We start from the raw sequence: 13,614 nt of genomic DNA on the forward strand, positions 1-13,614 counted from the left end.
AGCTCCCGGGAGATTACTCATGAGCGGGTCCGAACTGAGCGACGCGCTGAGCGACATGTGGCGGTCGGTGCTGCTCTTCATACCGGCCGCACTGGCCTTCGTCGCGATCCTGATCATCGGCTGGCTGCTGGCCCGGCTGGTCCGCACGGTCGTCGCCAAGGCGCTGAGCCGGGTCGGCTTCGACCGCGCCGTCGAGCGCGGCCCGATCGGGCGCGCCCTGGGCGACCGCATCAAGCCCAGCGAACTCTGCGCCAAGATCGCGTTCTACGCGGTGCTGCTCTTCGCGCTCCAGCTCGCCTTTGGCATCTGGGGCCCCAACGCGGTCAGTGACCTGCTGACCTCCCTGGTCTCCTGGTTGCCCCGGGCCTTCATCGCGATCGTCATCATCGTGGTGGTGGCGGCCATCGGTGGCGCAGCCCGCGACCTGATCAGCAGCGCGCTCGGCGGTCTCGCGTACGGGCGGCTGCTCGCACAGGTCGCGTACTGGCTGATCGTCGCCCTCGGCGTCATCGCCGCGCTCGACCAGGTGCAGATCGCCACCACGGTCACCCAGCCCGTGCTGATCGCGGTGCTCGCCACGATCGCCGGCGTTGTCATCGTGGGTGTGGGCGGCGGGCTGGTCCGGCCCATGCAGCAGCGATGGGACACGTGGCTGGAGCGGGCGAGCGAGGAGTCCGCGGTGATCCGCGAGCATGCCCGGACCTACTCCGACGAGAAGGCGCGGCTGGCTCGCGAGGCTGAGGAAGAGGCACGGCGGGTCGAGGCCGCCCGGGTCGAGGCTGAGCGTAAGGCCGCGGAGGAGCGTGCCGAGGCTGAGCGTAAAGCGGCTGAGGAGCGTGCCGAGGCTGAGCGTAAAGCCGCTGCCGAGCGGGCCGAGGCTGAGCGTAAGGCTGAGGAGGAGCGCGTCGAGGCTGCTCGAAGGGTTGAGGAGGAGCGGGTCCGGGTTGAGGAGGAGCGCGCTGAGGCTGCTCGTAAGGCTGAGGAGGAGCGCGTCGCGGCTGCTCAGCAGGCGGCGGAGGACGCTCGCCGCCGGGCCGAGGAAGAACGGATCGAGGCGCAGCGCCGGGACGAGGAAGAGCGGGCCGAGGCCGAGCGGGTGGCCGAGGAACAGCGCGAGGAGGCCGTACGCGACGCCGCCCGCCGGGCCGAGCAGGCGCGCGAAGCCGAAACGCGGGCTGCGGCCGAGCGTGAAGCCGAAACGCAGGCTCTGGCGTCGCACGAGGCTGAAACGCAGGCTCTGGCCGAGCGCGAAGCCCAGACGCAGGCTCTGGCCGAGCGCGAAGCCCAGACGCAGGCACTCGCGGAGCGGGCAGCCGAGGCGCGGGCCGAGGAAGAGCGGCAGCGGCTGCTCGAGGAGACCGCGGGCGAGAAGACCCAGATCATCCCGGTGCAGCGGCGCCCCCGCGACCACAACCCGGTGCCCGGCTTCGGCCACGATGACGACGACGAGGAAACCGAGATCATCCACCCCGTGCCGAAGGACCCCCGCGACGACAAGTAGGCGGGGCAGGAGCGCAGGCGGCGCTGGAGCGCAGGCGGCGCGGGAACGTAGGCGGGGCCGGCACCTTGATCAGGTGCCGGCCCCGGGCGGTCTGTACAGCCTGGCGGACGGTGAAGTGGTGCGTCGGTGCGTCGGTGCGTCGGTGCGTCGGTCGGAGGTTGGTGGGTCAGGCCGGGGCGGGGAGGGTGCGGGCGAGGGTGCAGACCGCGAGGAGGCGGTTGAGCACCCAGTCGTTGGCGGTCCAGTCGATCTCGTCCGCCGGCGGGCGCCAGCCGTGCTTGAAGGCGGCGTCGCGGACACCCTCGGCGTAGGCGGCCAGGATGACCGGGGTCAGCGGGCGGACGTCCGTGGAGAGGCTGTCGCGGATGCCGGCAACATGCTGGTCAACCGTGGCGAGCAAGCCGGGGAACCGGGCGGAAGCCTCGAGTCCGGTCACTCCTACGGAGGAACTCAGCTCGGCGAGGCAGGCGTGGGCGGAACGCAGGGCAGCACGGGCGGCAGCGCCGCTGAACAGGCCATTCATAAGATGAAAGTTAGGGACCCCGGGGTAGCTGACGGTTCCCCGAACAGGTGCAGCTCGGTTGAACTGCCCGCCGGTGGGGAACTGACCCGGTCATGACCGTTGCGGACCAGGCACACAGCCGACCCGAGGGGCTCGACGACGTCACCGTCGAGGCTCTGGGCAAGCTGAGCGAGTCGCTCGAGACCGTCGAGCGGATCCGCGGTCACCTCTACGCGATGCACCAGCTCACCGGTCAGGCCGACTTCAACCTCGACGACGGGGTGGCCCTGTTCCGCAAGGCCGGTCACACCCGGCTCGCCGACCGCATCGAGGAAGAGCTGATCGGGCGCAACGTGCTCGCCGGGCGCTGGACGTTCCAAATCGTCGAGGAATACGACGACGGCTACTACGCCGACTTCCGCACGCTGGAGCAGGCCGCCCGCGACGAACTCGCGGCAGGCCGCCGCCACCTCTACGAAGCCGAACTCAAGGAACGCCGCCGCACCCACGGCCGCCCGGGCCACGAATCCCGCCCAGCTCAGGAATCCCAGCCAGTTCAGGAATCCCAGCCAGTTCAGGAATCCCAGCCAGTTCAGGAATCCCGCCCGTGACGGGGGTTATTCGAGCTCGGCGGCTGCTGGCTGCCGGCGCTGGTTGTCGTCGGCGAGGATGACCGTGGCGACGACCAGGGCGACAACAACGGCGAAGAGCCAGGAGGCGTCGTTGATCAGCGAGGCCGCAACAGGAGCCTGGAAAGCGGCGAGCATGAAGCCCACCCAGGCGAGACGGCGCTGACGCTCGGAGAGGAAACCAGCAGCAGATCGCATTCGGCCAGTCTGCCCAGAAACGGACGGATCGCCGTCACCCTTTCGGCCGATCTCGGGTTGTCCGATGGTGCCTACTGCGCAGCGTCGCCACCCTCCAACGCGCGGTAAACGCGTCCCATTTGCCCTGCTCACAGCGCTTTTCCTGGCGGCCTGCAGCCCCGATCCGCCGTCCCCGCAACCCAGAGTGACGGCTCCGTCAGACGAACTCCAGCCTCACGTCGTAGCGGGTGTGGCGCACGGTCGCCGTACGGCTGCGCTGAGCGTCCGCGACGCCGCCTCTCGCGTGGAGATCCGCCTGGTAGCGCTCCCAGACCTGCTCTACCGGATCACCACCCCGGCGGACTCCGGCCTGTCTCCCCGGGTGACCGGCCCGCCAGGAGGTGTCCGACTGGCCCTCGCGTCGACGGGCGCGAGCGGCCCCGACGCCGTGACGATCGAACTGAACCGCAAGGTGCGCTGGGACCTGAACCTCCCTGCCGGCGCGGGTGAACAACACCTCGATCTGGCCGACGGGCGGATCAGCAGGATCAGGCTCGGCTCCGGCGCGGCCCTCGTGCGCCTCCGGCTGCCCCGCCCGTCCTCGGCCGCGGTGCCGATCACAGTCGCCGGCGCGTTCGGGGAGCTGGACATCGAGATCCCGGACCAGACCGCAGTCCAGCTGCGGTTACGCGGGGGAGCGGGCTCGGTCGCGACCCCGTCGAGGGCCTCGGCCCCTGCCGCCCCCGGAGCAATCATCAACACCCACACGGGTACGCCTGCAGCCCACTATGCCGTGGAAATCCGCTCCTCCGTAGGAGCCCTGACCCTCCACAGCTGAGCGCGACCGCCAACTAGGTTGTGTGCAATTAAGTTGTGCACAACTTAATTGCACACAACTTAATTGCGCACAACTGGATCTGGCTCGGCCCAGGCTCAGGCTCAGGTTCAGAGCGGGTATGCGTCAGTTCGGGCCGCCGCGGCCTGTCGTGCTGGGGCGGAACTCGCGATCCGGGTCCGTGGTGCCGGCGCCCTCGGAGTCGGTGGGGTGGGGTCCGTGGCCGAAGGCCTGCTCCTCGCCCGCGTCGTTGCCGGTCGGGTCGCCCTGGCCGTCGGTGTCCCACGTTGCCATGGCGTCGCTGAGGTCTCGCACAGAAAGCTTTTCCTCGTCCCGCCACACGCCGTCATTCTCGCGATCAGTCATATTTGTCGACTACCCAGACTCGCGCCGTGCATACCCGATTGCGGATGTGAACGGGACAACGGCGAGCGCGCTCCGGGCGTACGGAAAAGGCCGCCGGAACCAATCGGCGGCCTTTCGCGTTAAACGGGGTTGTTACGGCTGGGGGCGGTCGACCTGGCCGCGCCAGCCGCCGCCGCTCTCGACGCCGCCGCGCTGCTCAATGTATTCCTTGAAGCGCTTCATGTCGCCCTTTACCTGACGGTCCAGGAAGCCGAGCTTGGCGCCGGCCTGCTCGACCACGCCGTCCGGCTCGAAGTCCATCTGGCAGGTGACCCGGGTGGTCGTGTCGTCGAGGCGGTGGAAGGTGACGACGCCGGCCTGCTTGCTGCCTTCGGTCGAGGTCCAGGCCACTCGCTCGTCGGGGAGCTGCTCGGTGATCTTGGCGTCGAATTCGCGCTTCACGCCGTCGATGTTGGTCTTCCAGTGGGTGGTGGTGGCGTCCAGCTGACGGATCTCCGTGACGCCGCCCATGAAGTTCGGGAATTCCTCGAACTGGGTCCACTGGTTGTACGCGGTGCGAACCGGCACGTCGACGTCAACAGATTCGGTAACGGTACTCACTGTGAATCACTCCCTAGATGCGTACTGTTTCCCGCACCATCAAGGGGTTCCCGGGGTCCGGCGGCTTAAACCGCGACTTTGGGCGGCAGCGGTGGATCGGGGTCGATCTCACCGGCCTGCAGGGCGCGTCCGCGCTGGATTTCCGCGTTCATCTCGACGCCCAGCATCAGCGCGGAATTGGCCAGGTAGAGCCAGACCAGAAACGCGATGACCGCGCCGAGGCTGCCGTACGTCTTGTCGTAGGAACTGAAGTTGGAGACGTAGAGCCCGAACCCGAACGACGCGAGCGCCCACACGAACAGCGCGACCACCCCGCCGACGGTCAGCCAGCGGAACCGGGGGCGCTGCACGTTGGGGGCGATCCAGAACAGCAGGGACAACAGGGTCATCAGGATCAGTACGAGCACCGGCCACCGCCCGATCGACCAGGTGAGCCGTAACGCCTCCCCGGCGTGCAGCGCGTCGCCGACCGCGTCCACCAGCGGCCCGCTGATCACCAGCCCGGCGGCAACCGCGGCCATCAGGACCAGGGCGATCGCGCTGAGCCCGATCTGCGCGGGACGTAACCGCCAGAACGGCCGGCCCTCCTTGACGCCGTAGATGCGGTTCGAGGCGCGGGTGAAGACGCCCACATATCCGGAGGCGGACCAGAGCGCGCCGAGCAGGCCGACGCTCAGCAGGACCTTCGCCGAGCTCTCCTGCGCGATGATCGCGTCGAGCACCGTGGTGAAGCTCTCGTTGCCGACGACGGCTCCGGCGCCGAGGTCGTCGAGGATGCCCAAGATTGTGCTCACCGCCGTGGCACCGTCGGTGACGAGGTTGACCAGCGCGACCACCACGATCATGGCGGGAAAGACGGCCAGCACCGCGTTGTAGGTCAGCGCGGCGGCCAGGTCGCCGCACTCGTGGTCGAGGTATCCGGTGACGCTGCGCCGCAGGACCCCACGCCAGGTGGACCAGTGCAGCTGTCGGACCTTGGTGGGCAGCGGGGCCGCGGCGACTGTCATCGATGCTCCCATCGGTCACGCCATGCGCACAGATCACTACCCGTCACGCGTTTGCGGCAAACGGCCAGGGGTAGGTTCGGGCCGTGGAACGAGCAGACGCGATCGTCATCGGAGCAGGACACAACGGCCTGGTCGCAGCGAACCTGCTCGCCGACGCGGGCTGGTCGGTCGTGGTCCTCGAAGCGACCCCGCACCCGGGAGGGGCGGTCCGGTCCGGGTACGTGACGGCGCCCGGATATCTCAGTGACCTGTTCAGCTCGTTCTACCCGCTCGGTTATGCGTCGCCCGTGCTGCGCGATCTGGAGCTGGGGGACTTCGGCCTGCACTGGACGCACGCGCCGGACGTGCTCACCCACCTGCTGCCGGACGGCCGCGCCGCCACGATCAACCGTGACCTCGAGACCACCATGGCGTCGATGGAGCAGTTCGCGCCGGGTGACGGGGAGCGCTGGCGGCACGCGTACGACGACTGGAACGACGTCTCCGGCTCGATCCTGAAAGCGATCCTCAAGCCCTTCCCCCCGGTCAGAACCGGTCTTGATCTTGCCCGCACCCTGGGCGTGGGCGGCTCGCTGCGTCTCGCCCGGCGGCTTGTTCTGTCGGTACGCGAACTGGGCTCGGAACTTTTCCAAGGCGAAGGGGCCACCCTCGCCCTGGCCGGCTGTGCCCTGCACACGGACCTGTCCCCGGAAGAGGCGGGCGGCGGCGTCTTCGGCTGGCTCCTCGCGATGCTGGGCCAGGAACACGGCTGGCCGGTCCCGGTCGGCGGCGCCCAGCACATCACCAACGCCCTGGTCACCCGGCTCGAATCCCGCGGCGGCCGGATCGAGTACGAGACCCCGGTCAACCGCATCCTCATCGCGAACGGCCAGGCCATGGGCGTCCGAACCGCCGACGGCCGCAACTGGCGAGCCCTGCGAGCAGTCCTGGCCGACATCCCCGCGCCGACCCTCTACCTGGATATGGTCGGCGACCGCTGGCTCCCGCCCCGCTTCGTCGAGGACCTGGAGTTCTTCCGCTGGGACGGCGCGACCCTCAAGGTCGACTGGGCGGTCAACGGCAAAATCCCCTGGAAGAACCCAGCCGCCGCCGGCGCGGGCACGGTCCACCTCGGCGCCGACCTGAACGGCCTGACCCGCTACGCCGCCCACCTGGCCACGGACGAGATCCCCCCGGACCCGTTCCTCCTCCTGGGCCAGATGACCACCGCCGACCCGTCCCACTCCCCGGCCGGCACCGAGTCGGTCTGGGCGTACACCCACCTCCCGCACCGCAAGACCTGGCACCCGGACGAGATCGCCGCCCACGTCGACCGGATGACCGCGGTGATGGAATCGCACGCTCCCGGCTTCGGCCAGCTCGTGGTGGGTCGCAACGTCTTCTCGCCGGCCGACCTGGAGAGGGAAAACCCGTCGCTGGTCGGCGGAGCACTCGGCGGAGGCACGTCGGCCGCGTTCCAGCAGCTGTTCCTGCGACCGATCCCGGGACTGGGGCGGGCTGACACACCGGTCGAGCGACTGTTCCTGGCGAGCGCATCGGCGCATCCCGGTGGCGGGGTGCACGGGGCTCCGGGGGCCAATGCCGCGCGGGCTGCGCTGGCCCGGAACCGGAGGCTGACGGGGGCGCTGTATCAGGGTGTGATCAGCGCGGCCAACAGGGCCATCTATCGGTGAAGGCGGCGCGCTCTGACGGCCGCACGTAATGCCGACCAGAGACGCAGGCGTCTACTGCTGTCGGCCGCTGCCAGGCAGGCCGCGAGCGCCGGTCGCTGCTCCGGTGGCACAAGCGTGACCACGATGAGTACGGGCAGAGCGGCCGCCGCAAGCTCAAGCAGCACAACGAACACGAGCGCGGCGGCCACGACGGCCACGACGGCAAAATCACTCACAGCAACCTCCTGATCAATAGCCGACTGCGGCGGCGGCGACAAGAACGAATGCAATCCCCATGGCGAACGCCACGACTACCGCGGCTGCCTCTGCGCTGAGAAGCGAACCGATTGGTGTGACCGCACGCTTTACATATCGCAGAGCGAACAGGATGAGCGCTGTCGCGAGCACGAGATAGAACACGCTTTTTGGTGTCGCCATCGCGCTCTCAAAGATCGATGTGAGACTGGCATCCATGGTCATCACCGCCGCAGTGAGAAGGGTTCTCTCCTTACTGTGCGTGATCAAAATTCAGGTCGGGTAGCAATATTCACCATCTATCAAATAGACCCCTGGCCTTGTCGTAAGCTGCCATATAGCCTTTTGCCATGCGCAGATGGCTGATCGCTGTCGGCGATATTGCGGCACTGGCGCGATCATTCATAAATATTCACCGCGCATACGATGGACGGACCCGTTGACCAAACCGACCGATCTCAGGCTCAAAGTCGTCGCCAAGCTGTGTTCGGCTGGGGCTTGCCCCACGGTGTATGACAGCGGAAGGGGCACTCTCGTCGTGCAGGGCTACGACCTGCCTGTGTTGCCTGCCCATCTAGAAGTCCCTGACGGAGAGTCACTCGTTGAAATTCCGCTGGAGCTCCTCGCAGAGGTGTTTCGCAACATGCCGGGAGCGATCCGGGAGGGCTGACCATGGAAGCTGGACCCGCCGAGGGGCAGCGACTGCCTCTCGGCACGGTGTTGGCCCAGCATCGCCGGCGCCGAGGCGTCACCGGGACTCAACTGGGCGTTGCGGTCGGTATGAGTCAAGCGAAAATCTCTCGCATCGAGACGGGCGCGAGCATCGCCGCGGCGGACGAGGTCGAGGCGATCGCTCGAGTGCTGGGCATTGATGACGCCGAGACCAGCCGCCTGGTCAGGCAGGCTGTTGACGAGTCGCAGGATCGAATGACCGACTGGCGGCAGGTTCCGCAAGGCTTGGTGGGTCGCCAGCGCAGGATGGGTCAGGTCGAGTATGCGACCACAGCGATAAGAGCGTTCCAGTCGGGCATTGTTCTGGGCCTGCTGCAGACCAGTGAGTACGCGCGTGCTGTCCTGGGAACGCTCGATGATCCTGTATTCAAAGGCATCTATTTTACGGTGTCTGCCGGGGTCCCTGAAGCGGTCTCGACTCGACTGCGCCGGCAGGAAGTCTTGTCCGACCCGACGAAGACTTTCCGATTCGTCATGGCTGAGGCCTCATTGGCCAACCGGGTCTGTGCTCCTGAATTCATGCCGGCGCAGTTGAGGCGTATCCGTGAGATCGCCAACCAGGAAAACGTGTACCTCGGGATCGTCCCGTTTGATCAGCAGTGGCGATTTCTTCCTGTGCATGGATTTGAGGTCTTCGATGACCACACCGTCGAAGTCGATCTGGTCAACACCGGTCTGACGACCCAGGGGGTGTCTGACGTGCAGGTATATCGCGGGGTATTCGACGCGCTGGAGGAGCAGGCAACGACGGACATCGACCCGATTCTGGACCGCTACATGGATCTCTACCTGGACCTGTCGCGGCCCGCGCGCAGGTCAGCGACGCCGGAGCAGGCCGGCCGTGGCGAGGCCGATCCCAGCGCTTAGGACTCCCGTGATCAGGGGCTTGTGGGTGGCTGCCCACAGGGCGAAGGAGCTGGTCCGGCTCTGCTCGTCGAAGACGCCGTGGGCGCCGTGGTCGCGGGTTTCGTCGACGGGCTTGTCGACGTTGTCCTGCCAGGTGGCGGGGTTGATCTTCTCGGAGGTCTGCTGGCCCTGGTAGCCCTCCTTGTCGGTGGAGAGGATCCGGTCCAGCAGGGCGGGGGCGACGATGTTGCCGAGGCGGGTCTTGAGGGTCGGGCCGCCGATGTTGAGTTCCCGCTTGCCCTTGTCGGCGGCCCAGAGGACGCCGCGGGCGATGACTTCCGGCTGGTAGATGGGTGGGACCGGCTGCGGGTGGTTGGGGAGCCGGGTGCGTACCCAGGAGAATTGGGGTGTGTTGACCGCGGGGAGCTGGACCATCGAGAGTTTGACCTTGTTGCCGTCGTGCAGGAGCTCGGCGCGCAGGGAGTCGTTGAAGCCCTGGATGGCGTGCTTGGAGGCGCAGTAGGGGGCCTGGAGCGGGATTCCCCGATAGGCGAGCGCCGAGCCGATCTGGACGATCGTGCCGTGGCCGGCCGGGCGCATGTGGCTCAGGGCGGCGAGGGTGCCGTGGACCGTGCCGAGATAGTTGACCTCGGTGACGCGGCGGTATTCGGCGGGGCTGATCTCCCAGGCGGGGGCGAAGACGGAGACCATCGCGTCGTTGATCCAGACGTCGATGCCGCCCCAGGTGCGTGCCACGTCGTCGGCGGCGTCCTGCACGGCGTCGGGGTCGGCCACGTCCACCTGGTAGGTGCGGACGTCGGCGGCGCCGGCTGCGCGGGCTTCCAGGGAGGCGCCTTCGAGGCCTGCGGCGCCGCGGGCGAGCAGGGCCAGACGGGCGCCGCGGCGGGCGTACGCGATGGTGATCGCTCTTCCTACGCCCGCGGATGCTCCGGTGATGACGACTGTCTGGGTCATGAGTGGCCTTCCGCGCGGGTGGCGACGTCCGATCGGGTGGCGATGTCCGAGAGACGGCGCAGGGATTCGATGTTGCGGCGGTGCAGGATCAGGTCGTTGAGCTTGTTGTGGATCCAGTTGAGCGGGCCGGCGTGGAATTCCTCGATCATGGTGATCTTGGTGGAGGCGGGGCCGGCCGGCTCGAGCTCGAACGTGATCGTGGCTTCGCCGGCGGGCCAGAGACCGGCCTTGATCTTCAGCGAGCGGTCCGGGACCACGGCGAGGACCTCGGACGAGTCGTGCAGGGAGACCGGCCAGGGTCCCGCCTTGTGGTGCAGTTTCGCGCCCTTCTGCGGCCACGAGGCATCGACGTCACGGATGTGCGCCGTGCCCACCACCCAGTCGCTGTAGGTCCAGCCGTCGGCGAGGACCGCGAACACCTGAGCCGGCCGGGCCGGGACGATACGCTGCACGTTAGCCACGAGCGGGGGCATACCCGCCTGCGCCATGTTTACGCTTCGGGGCGTCGGGCAACCTGCACGGCGTAACGCCAGCCCTAAGTCCGGTCTTCTCCCGGAATCAAGCTGTCGGAGGAGGACCACGTGCGGATCGCCATGATTTCCGAGCACGCGAGCCCGCTGCCCACCCCGGGCGGCACGGCCGGCGCCCAGCAGCGGCATGTCGCCGCGCTCTCCACCGCTCTGGCCCAGACGGGTCACGAGGTGCGGGTCTACGTGCGGCGTGACAACCCTGACCTGCCCGCCATGGTGAGCATGGGCGAGGGCGTTCAGGTGGTGCACGTGCCCGCCGGCCCCGCCCGGGTGATCCCTGCCGACCTTCTGCTGCCCCACATGGGGGATTTCGCGCAGTGGCTGCGCACGGAATGGCTCGACAGCGACTGGCTTCCCGAGGTCGCCCACGCCCACTACTGGACCAGCGGCCTGGCGGCTGTCACCGCCGCGCGGCAGGTGGGCATCCCGGTGGTGCAGTCCTTCCACGAGCTCGCCGAGCATGACCTGCCCGGCATGCCGGGATCACCTAACGGGCCGTCGCGGACCGGCTACGAGCGTGCGCTCGGCCGGGCGGTGGACCGGGTGGTGGCGCAAAGCCAGGACGAACTGCGTGATCTCGTACGCATCGGAGTCCCGCGGGCCCGGTTGACGGTCGTCCCGGCAGGCGTCGACAGCGAGCACTTCACACCGGAGGGCCCGAGCGCCGAGCGTGACCCGGAGCGGCCCCGCATCCTCACCGTCGGCCGGCTGGTCGAGAGCAAGGGTTTCGGCGACGTCATCCAGGCGATGCGGTTCGTGCCTGGCGCCGAGTGCGTCGTGGTGGGCGGCCCGTCCCCGCAGCAGCTCGCCGCGGATCCGCAGGCCAAGAAGCTGCGTGCCCTCGCCGAGCAGTACAAGGTCGCCGACCGGGTGCGCCTGATCGGCGCGGTGCCCGCCGGGGACATGCCCCGCTGGTACCGCTCCGCCGATCTGCTGGTCGCCGCACCCTGGAACGAGCAGTTCGAGCTCGCTCCGCTGGAGGCCATGGCGTGCGGGGTGCCGGTGATCGGCACCTCGATCGGGGGCCTCAACGAGACCGTCGTGGACGGGCTCACCGGTGATCTGGTGCCGGCCCGGGATCCGCGTGCGCTCGGCAGTGCGCTGCGCCGGCTGGTCAACGACAAGGTCAGGCGATTCGCGTACGCCACAGCGGCGCTGGACCGGGCGCGGCAGGCGTACTCATGGAAGCGGGTTGCCTCGCAGTTGGGCTCGGTCTACGGGGCGGTCGCGGGCCGTCGCACCAGCGAAGCCGAGGTGGTTGTCTAGTCGCATCAACCAGTTGGTGGACACCGAAACCCCATCGGCTGGTCGACGCGGCGAAGTGCCTCAGCGGGCCAAGCTTTGAGGCATGACAGTCATCGACGTCGCTCATCTTCAGAAGCGCTACGGGGACACCGCCGCCGTGCGGAACGTCTCCTTCACGGTCGACGCCGGCGAGATCTTCGGGATCCTCGGCCCCAACGGCGCGGGAAAGACGACCACCGTCGAGTGTGTCTGCGGCCTGCGCACGCCCGACGGCGGCTCGATCCGGGTCCTGGGCCGCGAGCCGCACGAGCCCGGGCTGCGCGCCGAGGTCGGGGTGCAACTGCAGGAGAGCCAACTCCCCGAGAAGATGACCGTGCGGGAGGCGCTCGAGCTCTGGTCCGCCTTCTACCCCGACCCCGCGGACTGGCGCGTGCTCGCCGGTGACCTCGGGCTGGACGGCAAGCTGGGGGAGCGGTTCGGCAAGCTCTCCGGCGGTCAGAAACAGCGGCTCTCCATCGCGCTCGCGCTCGTCGGCAACCCGCGGATCGCGATCCTCGACGAGCTGACCACCGGCCTCGACCCGCAGGCCCGGCGGGACACGTGGGACCTCATCGAGTCCGTCCGCGACCGCGGGGTCACCATCGTGCTGGTCACCCATTTCATGGAGGAGGCCGAGCGGCTCTGCGACCGGCTCGCCGTGATCGACGCCGGTGCGGTCGTCGCGCTCGACACCCCGGCCGGGCTGATCTCGCACCTCGCCGCCGAGCAGCGTCTGCGGTTCCGCCCGTCCCTGCCCGTCGACGATGACGTGCTGACCGCGCTGCCCGAGGTCACCGAGGTGATCCGGCACGGCAACCAGCTGGAGGTGGCCGGCACCGGCAACCTGCTCCAGGCCGTTTCGGCCACCCTCGTGGCCCACCGGATCATCGCCCACGACCTGCGCATCGAGCAGGCCAGCCTGGACGACGCGTTCGTGCGCCTCACCGGCCGCTCCACCGACCAGGAGGCCTGACATGTCGATCTTCGCCAAGCTGACCCGCTCCGAGCTGCGGCTGTTCCTGCGCGAGCCGGTGCAGGTGTTCTTCACCCTGTTCTTCCCGACGGTCCTGATCGCGATCCTCGGCAACATCCCTGATTTCGGCAAGCCGGATCCCGCGCTCGGCGGCGCTCGGGTCATCGACCTCTACGTCGCGATCGCCGTCGTGTTCACCCTCGGCATGCTCGGCCTGCAGGTGGCGCCGCTCGCCCTGGCCACCTATCGCGAGCGGGGCATCCTGCGCCGCATAGCCACCACCCCGGTCCGGCCGGTCACGCTGCTCGGCGCGCAGCTCGCGATGAACCTGCTCATCGCGATCGTCTCCGTGGCCCTCGTGCTGACCGTCGGCCGGCTCGCGTTCGACGTCGCGCTGCCCCGGCAGGCCGACGGTTTCGTGATCGCGTTCCTGCTCACCGCCGGCACGGCGTTCACCGTCGGGTTGCTGGTGGCCGCGGTCGCCCCCTCGGGCAAGACGGCCAACAGCATCGGCACGTTCCTGTTCTTCCCGCTGATGTTCTTCGCCGGGCTGTGGACGCCGCGCGAGGTCTTCCCCGGTCTGCTGCGGACGATCAGCGATCTCAGCCCGCTGGGTGCCGGCGAGCGTGCCCTGCACGCGGCGATGACGGGGTCATGGCCGTCGTGGGGATCGCTTACCGTGCTCCTGGCGTACATGCTGGTTCTCGGGATCGCCGCGGCCCGCCTGTTCCGCTGGGAATGAGGGACACC

The 13,614-nt window shown here is 68.6% G+C and carries 16 protein-coding genes and 1 pseudogene; 8 read left to right on the forward strand and 9 right to left on the reverse strand.

Going from position 1 to position 13,614, the window contains the following annotated elements:
* Positions 1-19: 19 nt before the first annotated feature.
* Positions 20-674 (forward strand): annotated as a pseudogene (locus Ahu01nite_RS50435) (mechanosensitive ion channel family protein); the annotation flags it as partial.
* Positions 675-1,667: 993 nt separating this feature from the next.
* Here the strand turns inward: Ahu01nite_RS50435 and Ahu01nite_RS18430 are convergent.
* Entirely contained in the window at positions 1,668-2,024 is a 357-nt protein-coding gene (locus Ahu01nite_RS18430) for a DUF6401 family natural product biosynthesis protein (RefSeq protein WP_203837767.1), read from the reverse strand.
* 92 nt (positions 2,025-2,116) lie between these two features.
* Here Ahu01nite_RS18430 and Ahu01nite_RS18435 point away from each other — a divergent pair, with 92 nt between their 5' ends.
* Positions 2,117-2,614 carry a hypothetical protein gene (locus Ahu01nite_RS18435; RefSeq protein WP_239158941.1) on the forward strand — a complete coding sequence of 166 codons (498 nt, stop codon included), beginning with the start codon at positions 2,117-2,119 and terminating at the stop codon, positions 2,612-2,614.
* 6 nt (positions 2,615-2,620) lie between these two features.
* On the opposite strand, the gene Ahu01nite_RS18440 is transcribed toward Ahu01nite_RS18435, so the two are convergent.
* Positions 2,621-2,830, reverse strand: coding sequence for a hypothetical protein (locus Ahu01nite_RS18440; protein WP_203837768.1), 210 nt, complete (start codon positions 2,828-2,830; stop codon positions 2,621-2,623).
* A 229-nt stretch (positions 2,831-3,059) separates the two neighbouring features.
* On the opposite strand from Ahu01nite_RS18440, the gene Ahu01nite_RS18445 reads away from it, so the two are divergent.
* Positions 3,060-3,647 (forward strand): toast rack family protein, encoded by a 588-nt coding sequence (locus Ahu01nite_RS18445; protein ID WP_239158942.1) that lies wholly within the window; start codon positions 3,060-3,062, stop codon positions 3,645-3,647.
* 123 nt (positions 3,648-3,770) lie between these two features.
* On the opposite strand, the gene Ahu01nite_RS18450 is transcribed toward Ahu01nite_RS18445, so the two are convergent.
* From Ahu01nite_RS18450 to Ahu01nite_RS18460, 3 genes are all read right to left on the reverse strand, one after another.
* Positions 3,771-4,010, reverse strand: a complete 240-nt coding sequence (locus tag Ahu01nite_RS18450; RefSeq protein WP_203837770.1) for a hypothetical protein — start codon at positions 4,008-4,010, stop codon at positions 3,771-3,773.
* Positions 4,011-4,142: 132 nt separating this feature from the next.
* Positions 4,143-4,610: an SRPBCC family protein gene (locus tag Ahu01nite_RS18455; protein WP_203837771.1), complete on the reverse strand. Its 468-nt coding sequence runs from the start codon at positions 4,608-4,610 to the stop codon at positions 4,143-4,145.
* Between the two features lie 65 nt (positions 4,611-4,675).
* The gene (locus Ahu01nite_RS18460) at positions 4,676-5,617 is read right to left on the reverse strand and encodes a YihY/virulence factor BrkB family protein (RefSeq protein WP_239158943.1); all 942 of its coding nucleotides are present in this window, start codon (positions 5,615-5,617) and stop codon (positions 4,676-4,678) included.
* 83 nt (positions 5,618-5,700) lie between these two features.
* Here Ahu01nite_RS18460 and Ahu01nite_RS18465 point away from each other — a divergent pair, with 83 nt between their 5' ends.
* On the forward strand, positions 5,701-7,290 hold the full coding sequence (locus Ahu01nite_RS18465) for a phytoene desaturase family protein (protein WP_203837773.1): 1,590 nt from the start codon (positions 5,701-5,703) through the stop codon (positions 7,288-7,290).
* Here the strand turns inward: Ahu01nite_RS18465 and Ahu01nite_RS18470 are convergent.
* Entirely contained in the window at positions 7,281-7,505 is a 225-nt protein-coding gene (locus Ahu01nite_RS18470; protein WP_203837774.1) for a hypothetical protein, read from the reverse strand. The two genes, Ahu01nite_RS18465 and Ahu01nite_RS18470, sit on opposite strands and share 10 nt — an antisense overlap.
* A 13-nt stretch (positions 7,506-7,518) precedes the next feature.
* Positions 7,519-7,743 carry a hypothetical protein gene (locus Ahu01nite_RS18475; RefSeq protein ID WP_203837775.1) on the reverse strand — a complete coding sequence of 75 codons (225 nt, stop codon included), beginning with the start codon at positions 7,741-7,743 and terminating at the stop codon, positions 7,519-7,521.
* 453 nt (positions 7,744-8,196) lie between these two features.
* Between Ahu01nite_RS18475 and Ahu01nite_RS18480 the strand changes: the two genes are divergently transcribed.
* Complete coding sequence (locus tag Ahu01nite_RS18480) at positions 8,197-9,123, forward strand: helix-turn-helix domain-containing protein (protein WP_203837776.1); 927 nt, start codon at positions 8,197-8,199, stop codon at positions 9,121-9,123.
* Here the strand turns inward: Ahu01nite_RS18480 and Ahu01nite_RS18485 are convergent.
* On the reverse strand, positions 9,073-10,077 hold the full coding sequence (locus Ahu01nite_RS18485) for an SDR family oxidoreductase (protein WP_203837777.1): 1,005 nt from the start codon (positions 10,075-10,077) through the stop codon (positions 9,073-9,075). The two genes, Ahu01nite_RS18480 and Ahu01nite_RS18485, sit on opposite strands and share 51 nt — an antisense overlap.
* Positions 10,074-10,538, reverse strand: coding sequence for an SRPBCC family protein (locus Ahu01nite_RS18490; protein WP_239158944.1), 465 nt, complete (start codon positions 10,536-10,538; stop codon positions 10,074-10,076). Before Ahu01nite_RS18490 ends, Ahu01nite_RS18485 begins: the two co-directional genes overlap by 4 nt.
* Before the next feature lie 120 nt (positions 10,539-10,658).
* Here Ahu01nite_RS18490 and Ahu01nite_RS18495 point away from each other — a divergent pair, with 120 nt between their 5' ends.
* From Ahu01nite_RS18495 to Ahu01nite_RS18505, 3 genes are all read left to right on the forward strand, one after another.
* On the forward strand, positions 10,659-11,873 hold the full coding sequence (locus tag Ahu01nite_RS18495; RefSeq protein ID WP_203837779.1) for a glycosyltransferase: 1,215 nt from the start codon (positions 10,659-10,661) through the stop codon (positions 11,871-11,873).
* An 82-nt stretch (positions 11,874-11,955) separates the two neighbouring features.
* Positions 11,956-12,864: an ABC transporter ATP-binding protein gene (locus tag Ahu01nite_RS18500; protein ID WP_203837780.1), complete on the forward strand. Its 909-nt coding sequence runs from the start codon at positions 11,956-11,958 to the stop codon at positions 12,862-12,864.
* 1 nt (position 12,865) lies between these two features.
* Positions 12,866-13,606 carry an ABC transporter permease gene (locus Ahu01nite_RS18505; protein ID WP_203837781.1) on the forward strand — a complete coding sequence of 247 codons (741 nt, stop codon included), beginning with the start codon at positions 12,866-12,868 and terminating at the stop codon, positions 13,604-13,606.
* Positions 13,607-13,614: the final 8 nt, after the last annotated feature.

It is taken from the genome of Winogradskya humida (assembly GCF_016862215.1).
Lineage (GTDB): Bacteria > Actinomycetota > Actinomycetes > Mycobacteriales > Micromonosporaceae > Actinoplanes > Actinoplanes humidus.

What these genes read in the sequence shown, in the direction of transcription:
- Ahu01nite_RS18430 (WP_203837767.1), bottom strand. Translation starts at nt 2,024, where the DNA reads ATGAATGGCCTGTTCAGCGGCGCTGCCGCCCGTGCTGCCCTGCGTTCC.
- Ahu01nite_RS18500 (WP_203837780.1), top strand. Translation starts at nt 11,956, where the DNA reads ATGACAGTCATCGACGTCGCTCATCTTCAGAAGCGCTACGGGGACACC.
- Ahu01nite_RS18475 (WP_203837775.1), bottom strand. Translation starts at nt 7,743, where the DNA reads ATGGATGCCAGTCTCACATCGATCTTTGAGAGCGCGATGGCGACACCA.
- Ahu01nite_RS18480 (WP_203837776.1), top strand. Translation starts at nt 8,197, where the DNA reads ATGGAAGCTGGACCCGCCGAGGGGCAGCGACTGCCTCTCGGCACGGTG.
- Ahu01nite_RS18485 (WP_203837777.1), bottom strand. Translation starts at nt 10,077, where the DNA reads ATGACCCAGACAGTCGTCATCACCGGAGCATCCGCGGGCGTAGGAAGA.
- Ahu01nite_RS18435 (WP_239158941.1), top strand. Translation starts at nt 2,117, where the DNA reads ATGACCGTTGCGGACCAGGCACACAGCCGACCCGAGGGGCTCGACGAC.
- Ahu01nite_RS18505 (WP_203837781.1), top strand. Translation starts at nt 12,866, where the DNA reads ATGTCGATCTTCGCCAAGCTGACCCGCTCCGAGCTGCGGCTGTTCCTG.
- Ahu01nite_RS18450 (WP_203837770.1), bottom strand. Translation starts at nt 4,010, where the DNA reads ATGACTGATCGCGAGAATGACGGCGTGTGGCGGGACGAGGAAAAGCTT.
- Ahu01nite_RS18460 (WP_239158943.1), bottom strand. Translation starts at nt 5,617, where the DNA reads ATGACAGTCGCCGCGGCCCCGCTGCCCACCAAGGTCCGACAGCTGCAC.
- Ahu01nite_RS18440 (WP_203837768.1), bottom strand. Translation starts at nt 2,830, where the DNA reads ATGCGATCTGCTGCTGGTTTCCTCTCCGAGCGTCAGCGCCGTCTCGCC.